A 19292-nucleotide genomic window follows, 5' to 3' on the forward strand; every position below is an offset into this window, starting at 1 on the left:
CGCACCGGCCGGTGCGGATGGCCGGCCAGGAATCGCATCGCGCGCAGCAGATGGGCGCCGAACCGCTCGACGGTCTCCCGCTCGAAGAGCGAACTGCGATAGCCCAGGTGAAGCGTGCCGCCGTCGACCGTGAGAGCGATCTCGGCGGCCGGGTCCGGCAGGTCTCCCGGCACCGTCCGGGCCTCGGTCCGGTGATCGGCGAACCGTACGGCGGTACCGGCCGCCGGACGGTCGGCGACCGCCCGGTCCGCCTTGGCGAGCAGCGCGGCGATCGGCTCGTCCGGATCGACGGTGAGGGTCAGTCCGCCGTCGCCGCCGCCGGACAGGTCGGCGTCGAGCGGCAGTTCACTCTGGCCGGTGTACCGGTGCAGCACCACAGCGAACGCCGCCAGCGCCAGCCGGCTCTCCCGTACTCGCTCCGCCAGATCCTGAGGCAGCGCGAGGGTGATGCCGGACGCTTCGCCGGAATTCAGCGAACGGGGCCGGTCGGTGACAAGAAGGAGGGCGTCAGGTTCGGCTGCTCGCACATCAGGACGTGGCAGGGACGGAATCCTGCTGCTCACCGGCTGTCACCCCCAATCTGAACGCGGTGTTGCGGAAGAGCACCACGGTGAGGACTCCGGGAGCCGCCGCGAGTGCGGCGACACCGAGCACCAGCCCCGTGTAGTGGCTGCCGCTGAGCAGCACACCGCCGACGGCGGAGCCGGCCGGAAGCGCGCCGGCCATCAGTGTGCGCATGAGCGTCATGGCCCGGCCGCGCATCTGGTTCGGGACGCGGGTCATCCGGACCACACCGCCGAGCACGGTCATCGGCGCGGAGAGGATGCCGTTGAGCGCGAGCCCGAGCAGGATCCAGGGCAGGCTGGTGGGCACGAGCAGGAACAGCACGGCACCGGAGAGAAGTTGCAGCACTCCGATGCGGAGCATCTGCTTCTCCGAGGTCTGGACCGCGCCCGAGACCAGCGAGCCGATCAGTTCACCGGCCGCCAGTACGGCGAGCATCAGGCCCAGTACACCAGGTCCGCTGTGGAATTCGAATTTGGCGAGCCACGGCAGGGCGACCACCAGAGCGCCGGCCGATACGTTGAAGGCCGCGAACGACAGAGTGAGGACAAGCAGGAAGCGGTCCCGCACGATCAGCTTGAACACCGGCGCCCAGCCCGGCTTCTGCCGCGTCCCGGTCTCGCCGGTCGGTTCGGGCCGGCCCATCGGCGCCTTGATCCGGCTGATCAGCAGAGCGAAGATCAGATAGGTGACCGCGTCGAGCAACAGCACACTGGGAGCGTCGAAGGCCGCGATCAGCAGCGCGCCCAGCGCCGGGCCGACCACGTTGGCCGCGCCCATCGCCGTGGCCTCCAGGCCGGAGGCGGCCTGGAGCTTCTCTCCCGGTACCAGCTCGGGCAGCACCGCCGGAGTGCCCGCCAGCGGAATGATCTTCAGCAGGCCGTAGACCACCGCGACCGCGTACAGGTGCCACTGTTCCAGCGCACCGATCCAGGCCAGAAGCGGGATGAGGGCGACCACAGCGCCACGGAAGACCGAGTCGTAGATGAAGAGCTTGCGCCGGGAGAACCGGTCGAGCAGCGGACCCACCACGGCTCCGCCGAGGATCACCGGAAGAGTGAGACAGACACCGAGGACACCCAGGCCGGCGGCTCCCGCACGTTCCACGGTGATCCAGGCCATGGCTGCGTAGGTCGCGCCGTCGCCGAGCAGATTGAGTACGAGCGCCGACCAGAGCAGCCGGTAGTCGCCGATACGGAGCAGGTCAAGATAAGCTTTCACGTTCACGGACCGTTCGTTAGCAGGCGAAATGGCAGGCGAAGCTAGCGATCCGGGGCCGCTGGACAGCCCGTTTCGCTGCGGCGCGTGAAGTAAGGAATCGGCTGGCCGCGGGGCTCACCGAAGCAGCGGCCCCTGATCGGCGTGACGTGTTCCGAGTTGATGAACTCTGTGTGTGCAGCCGAGATCTGCGAACATATTTCCCCCCGTTCGACGTCATTTTCTAACAGTCAAGACAAGCCGAGTCAAGGAATTACCAGACGGCCCGTTTTGGCCATGTGGCACATTCAGTGGAGCGATCCCTGTGTCCATCTTTGAGCAGGTTTAGTGACGGAGAAGTGACGCTCCGTCCCACACCAAATACCCCATACGCCACTAAAGCGGGCACACTCCTGGCGGCCTGAACGCTTCCATGACCCAGTTGTCCTTAATTCGCCACGTGACGTCTGGAGTGTCGACGGGGTGCATGAGTGCATTTACGCACACGAAGGGCGAACGACTGATTCCCGTAGAGTTTTACCCGAGTGATTTCCTCATTCCGGTTGCCATTAGCAAACCGGAATCACTCTGCCCTGGTACCGCATAGCGGTGCGTGGCCGGATCCCGATGCTTTCCCGGAGCGAAAGAAACGCGCCGCTCCACCGGCGGCGGCCCCTTTGTGCCGAGGGTGACTTGAAACACGCGTGACATGATCCGCGGCCCCGGGCGCTCTTCCGGCCGCCGGGCGGTGTCGGCGCACGACCGACGGTGGTCCGCCGCACCCGCCACAACGGACCGGGCCGGCCTCGGAAGAGGCCGGCCCGGTCCGTACGTACACCGCCGGCAGCCGCCCGGCCGGTCGCTCCCGCCGGTCACGCGCGGGCGAGCACGAACCACCTCGCCGGCAGATCGACCCGCCGGAGCTTCTCCGGCGGCCCGTCAGGGCTCTTCGCGGTCTGCTGGAACACGGCCTTCGAGGCGGAGGTCAGCTCGACGACCAGGCCCTGTCTGACACATCCTGCCTGGCCTGCGACGCCTGGCACTCATGCTCCCTGCGCTGTCGGAGTCATCCGAGTACGTCCAGTACACGGATGATCCTCCGTCTTGGGATCGCACGCACCAGACGTCGCAGGCCCCGCCCTCCGGGCGGACGGCGCTATGTGTCAGACACGGCCCAGGGCCTAAGGCCCTGCCCCGGTCGCCGAGCAGCTCCGCGACGGCTCCCGCGACGGCGGCCCGCTGTGCCGTCCGGCCGGCCGCCTCGGCACGCCCCAGTCCGGAGTGACGGGCACCCGGTCGTGATGGCTGAACTCCAGGACCGGACAGCCCAGTTCCAGTACCTGTTCGATGACGCGGCTGGACTCGGCGGGGCTCATGTTCGGCAGGATGTCCGGCAGCCGCCGGGCCAGCGCGTCCGAGTCCGGGAACTCCGTGTGCAGAGCGAAGCCCGGCGCGATCCGGAGCGTGTCCGCGCCCTCGCTCTCACCGTCGGCGCGGAACCGGGCCGTGTCCGCCGCGAGTACGAGATGGCGTCCCGGCCCCGGGCCGGCCAGTGGATAGGCCCACCACAGCACATCGAGCCTGTCGTGTCCCGCGTCGGAGACCTTCGCGCGTCCGGCGGTGGGACAGGAGCCGCGCGCGTGCAGCTCCGGCCCCAGTTCGTCGTACGGGTCGTGCATACCGTGGGCCACTCCGCGCTCGTCCTCGGCGAGCGCACCGGCGACCGGCATCAGATCACTCGCGAGCTGCCCGACCGCGTCGTGCTTCGCATGGCCGAAAAGCCGTCGCGCACCGCTCGACCAGTGCGACACAAGGCCGTCACCGTCCACGACGACCACGGCGAGCGGAATCCGGCCGGCCGCGGCGAGCCGTCGCGGCAGTCCCGGCGGAATACCACTGTCCATGGGTGGGAGGCTCCTTCCCCGCCGCCAGGATCCGCGGCTCCGCCCACCACGGTACGGCCCTCGTACTGGATGCGCGGGGCAATGAACCAATAGGTAGTGCGCCCGCGCACTACCTATTGGCTGACTGAAATTCAGTCAGTCCTCGTGCCCGAGCAGGAGGTCTCGTTCGGTCCGTCCGCCGCCTGCCATCCGGAGCACCGTGGCGACCGGCGGATAGCCCGCGGCGATCACCGTGTACTCGCCGGACGAGAGGTCGACGAACCGGAAGGTGCCGTCGGATCCCGTGGTGAGCGTGTCCACCACATTGCCCGCCGCGTCGAGCAGGGTGACACGCGCGTCCTCGACCGGCCGGCCGCCGCCGGCGCGTACCGTACCGCGCAGAACCGCGCCGCCGGCCAGCTCGATGTCCTGCCGGGTCTCGCGCGAGGCCTGCACGCTGACCGGGAGCGCCGCGGGCCGGAAGGCCGGAGCGCTCGCGGCGAGGGTGTACTCCCCCGCCACCAGCTCCGAGATCACATAACTGCCCTCGCGGCCACTGCGGGTGGACGCCACGACCTCTCCTCGTACATCGGTGAGGGTCACGGCGGCGTCGCGCACCGGAGTGCCGTCGGCGGTGAGCACGGAACCGGCGAGGCGTCCGGCGCCGCCGAGGACCACATCGAGTTCGACGGGACGTTCGCCGACGGTGACGGTGACGGCCTGCGGCTGGTGCCCGCCCGCCGCCGCGATCATCACGTACGAGCCGGAGCAGGGCACACTCAGCGCGTACCGTCCGTCGCCGCCGCTCGCGCCTCGGCCGATCTGCTGTCCATGGACGTCGATGAGGGTCAGTGCGGCGTGCGGGACGATGGTGCCGTCGTGGTGCTGCACGGTGCCGCAGACGGCCACACCGGGAGCGTACGCGGCGCCCGGAGCGGCGGGCGGAGCGCTGGAAGTCGCGGAGCGCGCGGCGGGGATCGCGGCGGAATCGGCGGCGGAGGCGTTCTGGGACACCAGCGGTTTCTCCTTGAGGAAGAAGGCGATCAACAGGCCGAGCACAAGCACCGGCACGAGATAGAGGAAGATCCGCGGCATCGCGTCCGCGTACGCCTGGATATAGCTGTCACGCAGCGCGGGCGGCAGGGCGTGGACCGTCTGCGGAGTGATGGACTCGGCGCTGGGCAGACCGGCCCCGGCGGGAATGCGGTCGGCGAGCGCGTCGGTGAGCCGGTTGGCGAAGAGAGTGCCGAAGACGGCGGCGCCCACGCTGCCGCCGATCTGGCGGAAGTAGTTGTTGGCGCTGGTGGCGGTGCCGAGGTCGGCGGCCGGGACGGCGTTCTGCACGGCGAGGATGAGCACCGGCATCACCAGGCCGATCCCGAGGCCGAGTACCGCCTGCGCGATACCGCATTCAAGCCGTGAGGTGTCGGTCTCCAGCCGCGACAGCAGCCACATTCCCACCACTGAGATCGCGCTGCCGAGCACCGGATAGATCCGGTAGTGCCCGGTACGGCTGATGAGGTGTCCGGAGACGATGGAGGCGACGACGATGCCGCCCATCATCGGCAGCATGAGCAGACCGGACTCGGTGGCGCTGGCCCCGTCGACCATCTGGAGAAACGTCGGCAGATAGCTGGCGGCGCCGAACAGCGCCACGCCGACGACGGCGCCGACCAGGCCGGTGATGTTGAAGACCGAGTCACGGAACAGCCGCAGAGGGATGATCGGTTCCGCCGCGAAACGCTCAACGACCAGGAAGAGCAGGGTCGTTCCGGCCGCGCCCGCCGCCAGGCCCAGGATGACGCGCGAGCCCCACGCGTACTCCGTACCGCCCCAACTGGTCAGCAGGACCAGGCAGGTGGACGCGGCGGCGAGCATCAGCGCGCCCAGGATGTCCAGCCGGCCCCGGACCGCCGGCTTCGGCAGTTTGAGCACAACGGTGATGACGGCGAGTGTGACCAGGCCGAAGGGCACATTGAAGTAGAAGCACCAGCGCCAGGAGGCGTGGTCGGTGAAGAAGCCGCCGAGCAGTGGGCCCGCCACGGAGGCGAGACCGAAGGCCGCGCCGATGAGGCCCATGAAGCGGCCGCGCTCCCGCGGCGGCACGATGTCCGCGATGATCGCCTGCACGCCGATCATGAGTCCGCCGGCGCCGATGCCCTGGATGGCGCGGAAGGCGATCAGTTGGTCCATGGTGCGGGACCAGCCCGCGAGCGCGGACCCGATGACGAAGACGACGATCGCGAACTGGAAGACGCCCTTGCGGCCGAAGAGATCGCCGAGCTTGCCGTAGATCGGCAGGCCGATCGTCGAGGTGAGCAGATAGGCGGTGATCGCCCAGGACATCCGGTCGAGACCGTGCAGTTCACCGACGATCTTCGGCAGCGCGGTGGCCACGATCATCTGTTCCAGCGCGGCCAGCAGCAGGGCGAGCATCAGCCCGACGAAGACCAGCCGCACCCGGCGCGGGCTGAGGGCTTCCGCGGAGTCCGGGCCGTCGGTGAGTGGCGGTGGCGGCGGGCCTGCCGCCGTCGGAGCGGGCGGTACCGCGACCTGCTCGACGTCCTTCACCAGAGTGATCCCGCCCACGTACTGCTCCCCTCGTCACACCTGCGCGGCGTCATTCTTCGCATTACACGCCAACGGGGAGCAAGCGCAATACGCACCACTGAACAGCGTTGTGACGGGGGCGGGTTGGGCTTTGGAGCGCACGTCGAGCCGCTCAACAGGGGCTTTCCCGCGACGCGTCGCGCAGGGAGCACGCGATGACGCCGCGGGGAAAACCACTCGAAACGGTGACGCCGACGGAGATCCGTCCCGGTTACTTGCCGGGCTCGGTTTCCGTGCCCGCCTCGGGCTTGTTCTCGGTCTCCGCCGCCAGCTTTTCGAGCACGGCGTCGTAGATGCGTCCCAGACCCTTGGGAGCGAAGGTCCGCTCGAAGAAGCCGCCGACACCTCCCGCGCCGTCCCAGACGGTGGTGACGACGGCCTTCGAACGCCCTTCACCGGCCGGAGTGACGGTCCAGGTGGTGACCATCGAGGAGTTACGGTCCTTCTCCACCAGCCGGCCGTCGGTCGGCTCGGTCACCTCCAGCAGACAGTCGCGCACGCGCTTGCTGGTGGCCTGGAGCTTCCAGTGGACCAGGGTGCCCTCGCCGTCGCCGCCCTCCCGTACCTCGTACTCGCTGAAGTGCGACGGCAGGAGCTTCGAACGGGTGTGTTCGTAGTCGGCCAGCGCGTCGAACACCGTCTCCGCGTCCGCCGCGATGACCCGCTCCGTAGTGGCTTCGACCTGCGCCATGACTCTTCCTCCAGCACTCGTTCTTCAGTGGGGTGCGGCCACCCAACCACCCTCCGGCGCGCCCGCCCAAATCCACGCGGAGGCGATCAAGGGAACATGTGTTCTATTGTGGAGGGAGTACTACCGAGGAGGTATCCATGCGCTGGGACAATCTGGTCGAAAACCCTCCGACATCGAGGACGACAGGGGACATCGCGCTCTTCGGTACGGACGCGGTGACCACACGCACCTTCGACACTCCTGAGTTCCGCGGCATCACCTTCCACGAGATCCGCGCCCGCTCGATCGTGAACCGGGTGCCGGGTGCGTCCCGTATGCCGTTCGAATGGACGGTGAACCCGTACCGGGGCTGCTCACACGCCTGCGTCTACTGCTTCGCCCGCAAGACCCACAGCTATCTGGATCTCGACACCGGTCTCGGTTTCGACTCCCAGATCGTCGTCAAGATCAACGCGCCGGAGCTGGTCCGCCGCCATCTCGGCTCCCGAAGCTGGCACGGCGCGCATATCGCGATGGGGACGAATGTCGACTGTTACCAGCGGGCGGAGGGCCGCTACCGGCTGATGCCTGGCATCATCACCGCGCTGCGCGACCGCGCGAACCCTTTCTCCATCCTTACCAAGGGCACGCTGATCCTGCGCGATCTGGAGCTGATCCGGCAGGCGGCGTCCGTCACCGAGGTCGGTATCTCGGTCTCGGTCGGCTTCACCGACCAGGAGCTGTGGCGCACGGTGGAACCGGGCACGCCTTCGCCCGAGCGCCGCCTCGACGTCGTACGCGCGATGGCCGACAGCGGCATCGGCTGCGGAGTGCTGATGGCGCCCGTCATCCCCTTCCTCGGCGACGGTCCCGAGCAGCTACGCGCGACGGTGCGGGCGATAGCCGCCGCCGGGGCCACCTCCGTGACCCCGCTGGTCCTGCATCTGCGGCCCGGTGCGCGCGAGTGGTTCATGGCCTGGCTGGAACAGCACCATCCGCGTCTGGTGGCGCGTTACGAGCGCATGTACGCCGCAAGCGCGTACGCGCCGAAGTGGTATCAGCGCCAGATAACACGCCAGGTGCACGAGCTGGCGAACGAGTTCGGAATCGGTCCCGCGAGCCGAGGAGCGGCCCGGCGGATCGAGGAACCGCGTGAACAGGACCCGCCGCGGCGGCCGGGGACGCCGGACCCGGGACCGGGCGCCACACAGCTCACCCTGCTCTGACCGCACGCGAAACCCGTTGGTCCACGGCCACCGGCATGGAGAAGGATGGCTCCATGACGCGGCTCACCCATCTTCGCTCGCCCGACGGCGTCGCTCCCGGCAACGGCTACAGCCAGGTCGTCCGGGGCACGGGCCGGTTCGTCCTGGCGATCGAGGCGTTCGCGACAAGCGGCGAGACGGACCGGGCGCGATGACTCTCCTGGTCCGCGAGATGACCGCCGCCGACTGCGAAGCGGTCGCCAGGGTCCGGATACGGAGCTGGCAGCACACATACGCCGGGCTGATGCCGCGGTCGTATCTGGACGCGATGAGCGTCGAGGAGGACGCGGCCCGCCGTCGCGAGCATCTGGTCAAGGGCGGCGGCCAGGTGATCCATCTCGTGGCGGAGCGCGCCGGCCGGGTGGTCGGATGGGGCTGTTACGGAACGAGCCGCGACCAGGACGCGCCTGAGGAGGCCGCGGAGCTGTACGCGCTCTATGTGCTGCCCGAACATCTCGCCACAGGGGTCGGACGGACGCTGATGGACACACTGACGAAGCGCGCCGCGGCGGAGCGGTATCCGCTGCTGCTCCTCTGGGTCCTGGCGGCGAACACGCGTGCCCGCCGCTTCTACGCGAAGGCGGGCTTCGTGGCGGACGGTGCCGAGGAGTCCTTCACCGTGGACGGTGTGGCGGTGCCCGAGGTGCGTTACGCGAGAGCGCTGAGCGCCTCTGCGGCGGCGGCGCCCAGCCTCGGGTGATCCCGGGCGGCTTCGAGGACGGTCCGCGCCCTGCCGTCTCCGAGCAGCCCCAGGCCCTCGACACAGGCGAGCGCCACCCGCCAGTGCGGCTCGTCCGGTGCCAGCAGCCCGCGCAGCGTGGTGATCAGCGCCGGTACGGACTCGGGAGCGCGCAGCGCCGTGAGCAGGCGTACCGGATGGAGCGCGTAGGCCGTGCGCAGACCGTTGGTGGCGAGCGCTGCGGCGGCCCTCGCAGTGCGCGGATCCGCGAGCCGGGCCAGCGCGTACGAGGCGGAGACGCAGCGCTCCGGATCGCGGTGGTTCAGCAGCAGGACCAGCGCCTCGAAGGCCCGCCGGTCACCGGCGCAGCCGAGCCGGAACGCGGCGATCTCCCGTGCCCACAAGGGCCGTTCGCGCTCCACGAGGACATCGGCCAGTTCTTCCAGGTCCTCGGTGCGGATGAGCCGCTCGTACGCGGCCGAGCCCCCGGACTCGTCTCTCACCCGGTCCGCGAGCGAGCGGAAGTCCTCGTCCATGACGGCCAGGGTATCGGCGGCCGGCGGCCTCCGTACGGCCTCTCGCCACACCGGGCGTCCCGGCCGCGCCGTGGCCCACCGCATCTCGGCGGCCCAGCTATGGCGCGCTCGTTACTCGTCGGTTACTCTCAGATGAGCGGGAAACCCCCGCGACTCCGGTGGCCTGGTGACGCAGCCATCGCGAGTGCTGTCGGTTCAGCAGAACCGCGGTCCGGCCGTCCGGACCGCACGGCGCGACTCCGGAACAGAGTCCGTCCTCCCTCACCGCGACCGCACCGCCGTGCGCCGCGCTCCGTGTGCCTGTCGGAGCCGCCCGCGCGCCCTTCTTCAGTCGTCACTCATCCCCTGGAGTCCCGTGATGGACATCCCTCTCCCGACCATCGCCGTCGTCGGCCTCGGCACGATGGGGACCGGTATCGCCGAGGTCCTCGCCCGCGCCGGCCGTGAGGTCATCGGCATCGACATCAGCGACGAGGCGACCGGCCACGCCGTCGCCGCGCTCGAAGCGTCCACCGCACGGGCCGTGGAGCGCGGGCGGCTCACCGAGGAGGAGCGGCGTACGGTCCTCGCGCGCTTCCGTACCTTTCCCGATCTGCGCGCCGCCGCCCAGGCCGGTCTGGTGATCGAGGTCGTGCCGGAGTCGTACGAGACCAAACAGCAGGTCTTCCGGGCGCTGGACGAGATCGTCAGCCCTACCGCGATCCTGGCCACCGGCACCAACGCGCTGTCGGTGACCCGGCTCGCGGCCGACTCGGCGCATCCCGAGCGCGTCCTCGGTCTGCACTTCTTCAACCCGGCTCCGGCGATGAAGCTGGTCGAGGTGGTCTCCTCCGTCCTCACCTCGCCCGGCGCCGTCGCCACGGTCACCGCGCTCGCCCGGGAGCTGGGCAAGGAACCGGTCGCGGTGGGCGACCGGCCCGGTTTTGTCGCGGACGGACTGCTCTTCGGATATCTCAACCAGGCCGCCGCGATGTACGAGGCCAAGTACGCCTCCCGCGAGGACATCGACGCCGCGATGCGGCTGGGCTGCGGTCTGCCGATGGGCCCGCTCGCCCTGCTCGACCTGATCGGCGTCGACACCGCCCGTACCGTGCTGAACGCGATGTACGCGGCGTCGCACGACCGGCTGCACGCTCCCGCGCCGATCCTCAGGCAGCTCAGCGACGCCGGGCTGACCGGCCGGAAGTCCGGTCGGGGCTTCTACACGTACGACGCGCCGGGCAGCGGCGCCGTGGTGCCGGACGCCGTCGGCCCGCCGGCCGGCGCGGCGAGCGTCCCGGGCCGGCCCGTCCGCTCGGTCGGTGTCGCGGGCTCCGGCACGATGGCGAGCGGAATCGCGGAGGTCTTCGCCAAGGCGGGATTCGACGTGGTGCTCGCGGCGCGGGGCACGGAGAAGGCGGAGAGGGCCAGGACCCGGGTGGCGAAGTCCCTCGCGCGCTCCGTCGACAAGGGCCGGCTCACCGCCGAGGCCCGTGACGGGGCTCTGGCGAGAATCGTGCCGGCCGGCTCGCTCGACGCGTTCGCCGACGTCGATCTCGTCGTCGAGGCGGTGGCCGAGGACCTGGAGATCAAGCAGCAGCTCTTCGGCGTGCTCGACAAGGTCTGCCGGCCGGGCGCCGTACTGGCCACGACGACCTCCTCGCTCCCCGTGGTCGCCTGCGCCCGCGCGACCTCGCGCCCGGGGGACGTCATCGGCATGCACTTCTTCAATCCGGCACCGGCGATGAAGCTGGTCGAGGTGGTCCGTACGGTCCTCACGGCGGACGATGTCCACGCCACCGTCCGCGAGGTGGCCACGGCCGTCCGCAAGCACCCGGTGGACTGTGCCGACCGGGCCGGCTTCATCGTCAACGCGCTGCTCTTCCCGTATCTGAACAACGCGATCAAGATGGTCCAGGAGCACTACGCGACGCTCGACGACATCGACGCCGCGATGCGGCTGGGCGGCGGCTATCCGATGGGCCCGTTCGAACTGCTCGATGTGGTCGGCCTCGATGTCTCGCTCGCCATCGAGCAGGTCCTGCACCGCGAGTTCCGCGATCCGGGGCTGGCTCCGGCGCCGCTGCTGGAGCATCTCGTGGCGGCGGGCTGTCTCGGCCGCAAGACAGGGCGCGGCTTTCGCGAATACGCCCGGCGCTGACACCGGCGCGGATCGCGGCGCGGTGCCGGGCGAGCCTGGCGGCCCGGCCCCGCAGGCGCGCTCTCCTGCGCCGATGCAGTACGTTCACCTCATGTCGCAGTCCGCCAAATCCTCCCGTACGGACGCCAAGCCCGGTGTTCCGGAGAGTGCCGCAGGCACCCGCGCGGCCGCTCAGCGCCTGAAGATGCGCCGCGAGCTGGCGGCGGCGGCCATGGAACTGTTCGCGACCAAGGGATACGAGGCGACGACCGTCGACGAGATCGCCGCCGCGGCCGGAGTCGCGCGCCGGACCTTCTTCCGGCACTTCCGCTCCAAGGAAGAGGCGATCTTCCCGGATCACGACGACACGCTCGTACGGGCGGAGGCGGTGCTCAACGCCGCGCCGGCCCATGAGCACCCGCTGGACACGGTCTGCCGGGGCATCAAGGAAGTCATGCGGATGTACGCGGCCTCGCCCGCCGTCTCCGTGGAGCGCTACCGCCTCACCCGTGAGGTACCCACGCTCCGCGAGCGCGAGATCGCCTCGGTCGCCCGCTACGAGCGGCTGTTCACCCGCTATCTGCTGGGCCACTTCGACGAGCGCGACCACACCGACGGCAATGACGACCCGCTGCTGGCGGAGGTGGCCGCGTCCGCCGTCGTCACCGCGCACAACCATGTACTGCGCCGCTGGCTGCGCGTCGGCGGCCAGGGTGATGTGGAGGCGCAGCTCGACCGTGCCTTCGCGATCGTCCGTGAGACCTTCGGCTCGGGCATCGGCGCCGGCCGGACCGCCGGGAACCAGCCGCGACCGGCGGCCACCGCGCGGACCAGCGGAGACGTACTGGTCGCGGTGGCACGTACGGACGCTCCGCTGGACGAGGTCATGCGGACGATCAAGCAGGCCCTCAAGAACACCTGAGCATCTCTGAGACCTCTGAGCGAGTACGCCGGAGAAGGCCCGTCCACTGCCGCGCTCCCGGGCATTCCGATCATCTGATTCCAGCCCGGCGATACGCCGTGCGCACACTCGGCGACCTAAAGTGATATTTGCTGCTTTTTGAGCGGTAGATATTGCTCATGCGTGCCGCGCGAGTGACAAGTGAGAGAGATTCCTGGCACCCAGTGCCTTGCGAGGTGTCACGCCGTGCCATACGTTGGCGTTGTCCGGCTGTTCCCGCAAGCCTCTCGCTTGTGCGTCCGGACGCCTGCGTCACAGGCATCTCCGCGCCCACCCGGCGCCGCCGATCAGCACGATCAGCAGCATCCGCCGAACCGACGGCACACCTCCTCAGCAACAGCACGCACGCCGACGCACCCTCAGCTTCGCCGGAGGCAACACCGTGAAGGAAATCCTGGACGCGATCCAGTCGCCGGACAGCACGTCCGCCGACTTCGCCGCACTGCCCATGCCTGATTCGTACCGCGCGGTGACCGTGCACAAGGACGAGACGGAGATGTTCGCCGGTCTCCCCACCGCGGAGAAGGACCCTCGCACGTCCCTCCATCTCGACGATGTGCCCGTGCCCGCGCTCGGTCCTGGAGAGGCCCTGGTGGCCGTCATGGCCAGCTCGGTGAATTACAACTCCGTCTGGACCTCGATCTTCGAGCCCCTGCCGACCTTCGGATTTCTGGAGCGGTACGGAAAGCTCAGCGAACTCACCAAGCGCCACGACCTGCCGTACCACGTCATCGGCTCGGACCTGTCCGGTGTCGTGCTGCGCACCGGACCCGGAGTCAATGTCTGGCAGCCGGGCGACGAGGTCGTCGCGCACTGTCTCTCGGTCGAGCTGGAGAGCTCCGACGGCCACAACGACACGATGCTCGACCCGGAACAGCGCATCTGGGGCTTCGAGACCAACTTCGGCGGGCTGGCGGAGCTCGCGCTGGTGAAGTCCAATCAGCTCATGCCCAAGCCACAGCATCTGAGCTGGGAGGAGGCGGCGGCACCGGGACTGGTGAACTCGACCGCCTACCGCCAGCTCGTGTCCCGTAACGGCGCCGGGATGAAGCAGGGCGACAACGTCCTGATCTGGGGCGCGAGCGGCGGACTCGGCTCGTACGCCACTCAGTTCGCGCTCGCCGGCGGGGCCAATCCGGTCTGTGTGGTCTCCAGCGACCAGAAGGCGGAGATCTGCCGGCGGATGGGCGCCGAGGCGATCATCGACCGTACCGCCGAGGGCTACGCGTTCTGGCGGGACGAGCATCACCAGGACCCGCGCGAGTGGAAGCGCTTCGGCAAGCGCATCCGCGAGCTGACCGGCGGCGAGGACGTGGACATCGTCTTCGAACACCCGGGACGCGAGACCTTCGGCGCGAGTGTGTATGTCACGCGCAAGGGCGGCACGATCGTCACCTGCGCGTCGACCTCGGGATACACCCATGAGTACGACAACCGCTATCTGTGGATGTCCCTCAAGCGGATCGTCGGCTCGCACTTCGCCAACTACCGCGAGGCGTGGGAGGCCAATCGGCTGGTCGCCAAGGGCAGGATCCATCCCACTCTGTCGAAGGTGTACGCGCTGGAGGACACCGGCCAGGCGGCGTACGACGTCCACCGCAACCGCCACCAGGGCAAGGTCGGCGTCCTGGCGCTGGCGCCACGGGAAGGACTGGGCGTGCGCGACCACAAGCTGCGGGCGCGCCACATCGATGCCATCAATCTGTTCCGTGACGCGGCAGCGGAACGTACCGACAAGCACAGCCGAGACGCGACAGCGGAACGTACCGACAAGCACAGCCGAGACGCGACAGCGGAACGTACCGGCAGCCCTGACAGGAGCGCGGCAGCGGAACGTACCGGCAGCCCTGGCAGGAGCGCGGCAGCGGAACGTACCAACGTGTCCAGCGGCAGCGCGGCAGCGGAACGCACCGACGTGTCCAGCAGGAATGTGTGAGGTTCTCACATGACCGATCGTCAGAAGGACCGGCCCTGGCTCATGCGGACGTACGCCGGTCACTCGACCGCCGAGGCGTCCAACGAGCTGTACCGGCGCAATCTCGCCAAGGGCCAGACGGGCCTCTCGGTCGCGTTCGATCTGCCGACGCAGACCGGCTACGACCCCGATCACCTCCTCGCCCGCGGCGAGGTCGGCCGCGTCGGAGTCCCGGTCTCGCACCTCGGCGACATGCGGCGGCTGTTCCAGGACATCCCGCTGGAGCGTACGAACACCTCGATGACCATCAACGCCACCGCGATGTGGCTGCTGGCGCTCTATCAGGTGGTGGCGGAGGAACAGGGCGCGGACATCGCCGGACTCCAGGGCACGACGCAGAACGACATCGTCAAGGAGTACCTCTCGCGCGGGACACATGTCTTCCCGCCGGTGCCGAGCCTGCGGCTGACGACCGACATGATCACCTACACGGTGAACCACATTCCGCAGTGGAATCCCATCAATATCTGCAGCTACCACCTCCAGGAGGCGGGCGCGACGCCGGTGCAGGAGATCGCCTACGCGATGTCCACCGCGATCGCCGTCCTCGACGCGGTGTTCGCGTCCGGTCAGATCGCCGAGGACCGCAAGGGCGAGGTCGTGGCCCGTATCTCCTTCTTCGTCAACGCCGGCGTCCGCTTTGTCGAGGAGATGTGCAAGATGCGGGCCTTCTCCCGTATCTGGGACCAGATCACGCGGGAGAGGTACGGCATCGAGGACGCCAGGCAGCGCCGCTTCCGCTATGGCGTCCAGGTCAATTCCCTCGGGCTGACCGAGGCGCAGCCGGAGAACAACGTCCAGCGGATCGTCCTCGAAATGCTGGCCGTGACGCTCTCCAAGGACGCCCGCGCCCGCGCCGTCCAGCTTCCGGCGTGGAACGAGGCGCTGGGCCTGCCCCGGCCGTGGGACCAGCAGTGGTCACTGCGCATCCAGCAGGTCCTGGCCCATGAGAGCGATCTGCTGGAGTATCCGGACATCTTCGAGGGCTCGCGTGTCATCGAGGCCAAGGTCGCCTCACTGACCGGCGAGTCGCTCGCCGAGATCGACCGGATCCAGGAGATGGGCGGAGTGATGGCGGCGGTGGAGTCCGGCTATCTGAAGTCCCGGCTGGTCTCCTCGCACGCGGAGCGCCGGGCCCGGATCGAGTCGGGCGAGGACAGGATCGTCGGTGTGAACTGCTACGAGTCCACCGAACCCAGCCCGCTCACCGCCGATCTCGACACCGCGATCATGACGGTCGATCCGGCGAACGAGGCGCGGGTCGTGGCGGCGCTGCGGCGCTGGCGGGACGACCGCGACGAGACCCGTGCCACCGAGGCGCTGGCCGCTCTGAAGAAGGCCGCCGCGGGCACGGCCAATCTGATGGCCGCCACCGTGGAGTGCGCGCGGGCCGGAGTGACGACCGGCGAATGGGCCTGGGCGCTGCGCGATGTCTTCGGTGAGTACCGCGCGCCGACCGGTGTGAGCGGCGCACCGGTCGCGGTGGCCGCCGGAGCGGGCACCGCGCTCGCCGCCGTACGGGAGAAGGTGTCCCGTACCGCCGAGGAGCTGGCGTCGGTGTCCGGCGCCGCGGGAGGTCCTGGACGGCTGCGGCTGCTGGTCGGCAAGCCCGGTCTGGACGGGCACTCCAACGGCGCGGAGCAGATCGCCGTGCGCGCCCGCGACGCCGGCTTCGAGGTGATCTATCAGGGCATCAGGCTGACGCCGGAGCAGATCGTCGGCGCGGCCATCGCCGAGGACGTGCACTGTGTGGGTCTTTCGATCCTGTCGGGCTCGCACGCCGCGCTGGTGCCCGACGTACTCACGAGGCTGCGCGAGGCCGGCGCCGGTGACATCCCGGTGATCGTCGGCGGAATCATTCCGAACGGGGACGCCGAGGAGCTGCGCGCGGCCGGAGTGGCGGCGGTCTTCACTCCGAAGGACTTCGGGATCACCGAGATCATCGGCCGTATCGTCGACGAGATCCGGAAAGCGAACAAGCTCGACCCATTGGAGGTCTCCGCATGACCGCTCTCACCGCTGAGAGTCACGTGAACCGGCTGCGTCCGCGCCGCTCCTGTCTGGCCGTGCCGGGCTCGAATCCGCGCTTTCTGGAGAAAGCGCAGGGCCTGCCCGCCGATCAGGTCTTCCTGGACCTGGAGGACGCGTGCGCGCCGCTCGCCAAGGAGGGCGCCCGGCACACCATCGTCGACGCGCTGAACAAGGGCGACTGGACGGGCAAGACACGGGTCGTCCGGGTCAACGACTGGACGACGCACTGGACGTACCGCGATGTCATCACGGTCGTGGAGGGCGCGGGCCACAATCTCGACTGCGTCATGCTGCCGAAGGTCCAGGACGCACAGCAGGTCATCGCTCTCGATCTGCTGCTGACCCAGATCGAGAAGACGATGGGCTTCGAGGTCGGGAGGATCGGTATCGAGGCGCAGATCGAGAACGCCAAGGGCCTGGTGAATGTCGACGAGATCGCCGCCGCCTCGCCACGGCTGGAGACCATCGTCTTCGGCCCGGCCGATTTCATGGCCTCCATCAATATGAAGTCGCTGGTCGTCGGTCAGCAGCCGCCCGGCTATGGCGCGGACGCCTACCACTACATCCTCATGCGCATTCTGATGGCGGCCCGTACTCACGATCTCCAGGCGATCGACGGGCCCTATCTCCAGATCCGCGACGTGGACGGATACCGCGAGGTGGCGGGCCGCGCCGCCGCGCTCGGATTCGACGGCAAATGGGTGCTGCACCCGGGCCAGATCGAGGCGTCGAACGAGATCTTCTCGCCGTCGCAGGAGGACTACGACCACGCGGAGCTGATTCTGGACGCGTACGAGTACTACACCTCGGAGGCGGGCGGCAAGAAGGGCTCCGCGATGCTCGGTGACGAGATGATCGACGAGGCCAGCCGCAAGATGGCGCTGGTCATCTCGGGCAAGGGCCGGGCCGCCGGAATGCGGCGCACCACCGCATTCGAAGCGCCGGAGGCCTGAGCGATGCGGTTCGGACGCACCTTTGAGGAGTTCGAGGTCGGCGCGGTCTACAAACACTGGCCCGGCAAGACGGTCACGGAGTACGACGACCACCTCTTCTGTCTGCTCACCATGAACCACCACCCACTGCACCTGGACAGCAACTACGCCGAGCGGACGACGGACTTCGGGAAGAACGTCGTGGTGGGCAATTACGTGTACTCGCTGCTGCTGGGCATGTCGGTGCCGGACATCTCCGGGAAGGCCATCGCCAATCTGGAGGTGGAGTCGCTGAGGCATGTCGCGCCGACCTTCCACGGCGACACGCTCTACGGCGAGTCGGTCGTGCTGGACAAAACACCGTCGAGGTCCAAAGGCGACCGCGGAATCGTCCAGGTGGAGACGAAGGGCTACAAACAGGACGGCACGCTGGTCTGCGTGTTCCGCCGCAAGGTGATGGTCCCGACCGCCGCGTACATCAAGGAGCGCGGCGGCGAGCAGCCCGGCCGCCCGGAGTTGTCGGACACACCGAAGAACCAGCGGGAGAAGTGAGATGAGCCGACTCGCCCAGACAGCCGGACTGACCGACATCCAGCAGGAGATCCTGGCGACCGTCCGGGACTTCGTCGACAAGGAGATCCTCCCTGTCGCCACCGGGCTGGAGCACCGCGACGAGTATCCGACGCAGATCGTCGAGGGCCTCAAGGAACTCGGTCTGTTCGGGCTGATGATCCCGGAGGAGTACGGCGGCCTGGGCGAGTCGCTGCTCACCTACGCGCTCTGTGTGGAGGAGATCGCCCGGGGCTGGATGTCCGTGTCGGGCATCATCAACACCCACTTCATCGTGGCGTACATGCTCAAACAGCACGGCACCGAGGAACAGAAGGACACCTTCCTGCCACGGATGGCCGCCGGTGAGGTGCGCGGAGCGTTCTCGATGTCCGAGCCCGGTCTCGGCTCGGACGTCTCGGCCATCACGTCCAAAGGGACCAGGGACGGCGACTCGTACGTACTGAACGGCCAGAAGATGTGGCTGACCAACGGCGCGACGTCCACACTCGTGGCGGTGTTGTGCCGCAGCGACGAGGGCCATCCGGAGGGCACGGCCCGGCACAAGTCGATGACCACGTTCCTGGTCGAGAAGGAGCCGGGCTTCGGCGAGGTCCGGCCCGGCCTCACCATCCCCGGGAAGATCGACAAGATGGGCTACAAAGGCGTCGACACCACTGAGCTCATCATGGACGGACTACGCATTCCGGCCAATCGGGTACTCGGTGGCACCACCGGCCGAGGGTTTTACCAAATGATGGACGGTGTCGAGGTCGGCCGGGTGAATGTCGCCGCGCGTGGCTGCGGGGTCGCGCACCGCGCCTTCGAGTTGGGTGTGGCGTATGCCCAGCAACGTCATACATTCGGCAAGCCGATCGCGGAGCACCAGGCGATCCAGTTCAAGCTGGCCGAAATGGCCACCAAGGTCGAGGCCGCCCATGCAATGATGGTGAACGCGGCACGCAAAAAGGACTCCGGTGAACGAAACGACCTGGAGGCAGGGATGGCGAAGTACCTCGCCTCCGAATACTGCAAGGAAGTCGTCGAGGACGCCTTCCGGATCCACGGTGGTTACGGCTTCTCCAAGGAGTACGAGATCGAGCGTCTCTACCGCGAGGCGCCGATGCTGCTGATCGGCGAGGGCACCGCCGAGATCCAGAAAATGATCATTGGCCGCCGACTGCTGGAGGAGTACCGATTCCAGGGTTGATTATCGCTTTTGATCCGATTTTGGCGCGAAGAAGATCACACCCTGTCGTCATCCGACGCTTGCTTCAAGCCGGTCGACTCGGCTGCTGGCTTGCTCAGTTGCGGCTCGCAA

The 19292-nt window shown here is 68.5% G+C and carries 15 protein-coding genes and 2 pseudogenes; 10 read left to right on the plus strand and 7 right to left on the minus strand.

The features are described 5' to 3' along the window. From PV679_RS20625 to PV679_RS20650, 6 genes and pseudogenes are all read right to left on the minus strand, one after another. Positions 1 to 527: pseudogene (locus PV679_RS20625) on the minus strand (non-ribosomal peptide synthetase); the annotation flags it as partial. 1 nt (position 528) lies between these two features. Next, positions 529 to 1791, minus strand: a complete 1263-nt coding sequence (locus tag PV679_RS20630) for an MFS transporter (protein WP_319681805.1) — start codon at positions 1789 to 1791, stop codon at positions 529 to 531. A gap of 842 nt (positions 1792 to 2633) precedes the next feature. Continuing rightward, on the minus strand, positions 2634 to 2804 hold the full coding sequence (locus tag PV679_RS20635; RefSeq protein ID WP_319681806.1) for a hypothetical protein: 171 nt from the start codon (positions 2802 to 2804) through the stop codon (positions 2634 to 2636). 138 nt (positions 2805 to 2942) lie between these two features. After that, on the minus strand, positions 2943 to 3665 hold the full coding sequence (locus PV679_RS20640) for a PAS domain-containing protein (protein ID WP_416069762.1): 723 nt from the start codon (positions 3663 to 3665) through the stop codon (positions 2943 to 2945). 135 nt (positions 3666 to 3800) lie between these two features. After that, a complete protein-coding gene (locus PV679_RS20645; protein ID WP_319681807.1) occupies positions 3801 to 6233 on the minus strand; it encodes an MFS transporter in 2433 nt (810 codons plus the stop codon). 232 nt (positions 6234 to 6465) lie between these two features. Continuing rightward, entirely contained in the window at positions 6466 to 6945 is a 480-nt protein-coding gene (locus PV679_RS20650; RefSeq protein WP_319681808.1) for an SRPBCC family protein, read from the minus strand. A 137-nt stretch (positions 6946 to 7082) separates the two neighbouring features. On the opposite strand from PV679_RS20650, the gene PV679_RS20655 reads away from it, so the two are divergent. Genes PV679_RS20655 through PV679_RS20665 form a run of 3 tightly spaced genes read left to right on the plus strand, consistent with a single transcriptional unit; the run spans position 7083 to position 8889 of the window. Next, complete coding sequence (locus PV679_RS20655; protein ID WP_319681809.1) at positions 7083 to 8150, plus strand: Rv2578c family radical SAM protein; 1068 nt, start codon at positions 7083 to 7085, stop codon at positions 8148 to 8150. A gap of 53 nt (positions 8151 to 8203) precedes the next feature. Then, entirely contained in the window at positions 8204 to 8344 is a 141-nt protein-coding gene (locus PV679_RS20660) for a hypothetical protein (RefSeq protein WP_319681810.1), read from the plus strand. Next, positions 8341 to 8889 carry a GNAT family N-acetyltransferase gene (locus tag PV679_RS20665; RefSeq protein ID WP_319681811.1) on the plus strand — a complete coding sequence of 183 codons (549 nt, stop codon included), beginning with the start codon at positions 8341 to 8343 and terminating at the stop codon, positions 8887 to 8889. The genes PV679_RS20660 and PV679_RS20665 overlap by 4 nt, the downstream gene beginning before the upstream one ends. Here PV679_RS20665 and PV679_RS20670 read toward each other — a convergent pair. Next, a complete protein-coding gene (locus tag PV679_RS20670) occupies positions 8838 to 9404 on the minus strand; it encodes an adenylosuccinate lyase (protein WP_319681812.1) in 567 nt (188 codons plus the stop codon). The genes PV679_RS20665 and PV679_RS20670 overlap by 52 nt on opposite strands. A gap of 358 nt (positions 9405 to 9762) precedes the next feature. Between PV679_RS20670 and PV679_RS20675 the strand changes: the two genes are divergently transcribed. From PV679_RS20675 to PV679_RS20705, 7 genes and pseudogenes are all read left to right on the plus strand, one after another. Further along, positions 9763 to 11544 (plus strand): 3-hydroxybutyryl-CoA dehydrogenase, encoded by a 1782-nt coding sequence (locus PV679_RS20675; protein ID WP_319681813.1) that lies wholly within the window; start codon positions 9763 to 9765, stop codon positions 11542 to 11544. A gap of 91 nt (positions 11545 to 11635) precedes the next feature. Further along, positions 11636 to 12445, plus strand: coding sequence for a TetR family transcriptional regulator (locus tag PV679_RS20680; RefSeq protein ID WP_319681814.1), 810 nt, complete (start codon positions 11636 to 11638; stop codon positions 12443 to 12445). Between the two features lie 421 nt (positions 12446 to 12866). Further along, positions 12867 to 14198 (plus strand): annotated as a pseudogene (ccrA, locus tag PV679_RS20685) (crotonyl-CoA carboxylase/reductase); the annotation flags it as partial. Positions 14199 to 14429: 231 nt separating this feature from the next. Continuing rightward, positions 14430 to 16466: a protein meaA gene (locus PV679_RS20690; RefSeq protein ID WP_319681815.1), complete on the plus strand. Its 2037-nt coding sequence runs from the start codon at positions 14430 to 14432 to the stop codon at positions 16464 to 16466. Next, on the plus strand, positions 16463 to 17443 hold the full coding sequence (locus PV679_RS20695) for a CoA ester lyase (RefSeq protein WP_319681816.1): 981 nt from the start codon (positions 16463 to 16465) through the stop codon (positions 17441 to 17443). Before PV679_RS20690 ends, PV679_RS20695 begins: the two co-directional genes overlap by 4 nt. A gap of 3 nt (positions 17444 to 17446) precedes the next feature. Further along, positions 17447 to 17974: a MaoC family dehydratase gene (locus PV679_RS20700; protein WP_319681817.1), complete on the plus strand. Its 528-nt coding sequence runs from the start codon at positions 17447 to 17449 to the stop codon at positions 17972 to 17974. A 1-nt stretch (position 17975) separates the two neighbouring features. Then, positions 17976 to 19181, plus strand: a complete 1206-nt coding sequence (locus tag PV679_RS20705) for an acyl-CoA dehydrogenase family protein (RefSeq protein WP_319681818.1) — start codon at positions 17976 to 17978, stop codon at positions 19179 to 19181. Positions 19182 to 19292: the final 111 nt, after the last annotated feature.

Origin of the sequence: Streptomyces sp. AK02-01A (assembly GCF_033795305.1) — a bacterium.
Classification (GTDB): Bacteria; Actinomycetota; Actinomycetes; order Streptomycetales; family Streptomycetaceae; genus Streptomyces.

Coding starts and splice junctions, on each gene's coding strand:
- PV679_RS20705 (WP_319681818.1), top strand. CDS start 17,976: ATGAGCCGACTCGCCCAGACAGCCGGACTGACCGACATCCAGCAGGAG.
- PV679_RS20675 (WP_319681813.1), top strand. CDS start 9,763: ATGGACATCCCTCTCCCGACCATCGCCGTCGTCGGCCTCGGCACGATG.
- PV679_RS20665 (WP_319681811.1), top strand. CDS start 8,341: ATGACTCTCCTGGTCCGCGAGATGACCGCCGCCGACTGCGAAGCGGTC.
- PV679_RS20690 (WP_319681815.1), top strand. CDS start 14,430: ATGACCGATCGTCAGAAGGACCGGCCCTGGCTCATGCGGACGTACGCC.
- PV679_RS20680 (WP_319681814.1), top strand. CDS start 11,636: ATGTCGCAGTCCGCCAAATCCTCCCGTACGGACGCCAAGCCCGGTGTT.
- PV679_RS20670 (WP_319681812.1), bottom strand. CDS start 9,404: ATGGACGAGGACTTCCGCTCGCTCGCGGACCGGGTGAGAGACGAGTCC.
- PV679_RS20650 (WP_319681808.1), bottom strand. CDS start 6,945: ATGGCGCAGGTCGAAGCCACTACGGAGCGGGTCATCGCGGCGGACGCG.
- PV679_RS20700 (WP_319681817.1), top strand. CDS start 17,447: ATGCGGTTCGGACGCACCTTTGAGGAGTTCGAGGTCGGCGCGGTCTAC.
- PV679_RS20640 (WP_416069762.1), bottom strand. CDS start 3,665: ATGGACAGTGGTATTCCGCCGGGACTGCCGCGACGGCTCGCCGCGGCC.
- PV679_RS20660 (WP_319681810.1), top strand. CDS start 8,204: ATGACGCGGCTCACCCATCTTCGCTCGCCCGACGGCGTCGCTCCCGGC.
- PV679_RS20695 (WP_319681816.1), top strand. CDS start 16,463: ATGACCGCTCTCACCGCTGAGAGTCACGTGAACCGGCTGCGTCCGCGC.
- PV679_RS20655 (WP_319681809.1), top strand. CDS start 7,083: ATGCGCTGGGACAATCTGGTCGAAAACCCTCCGACATCGAGGACGACA.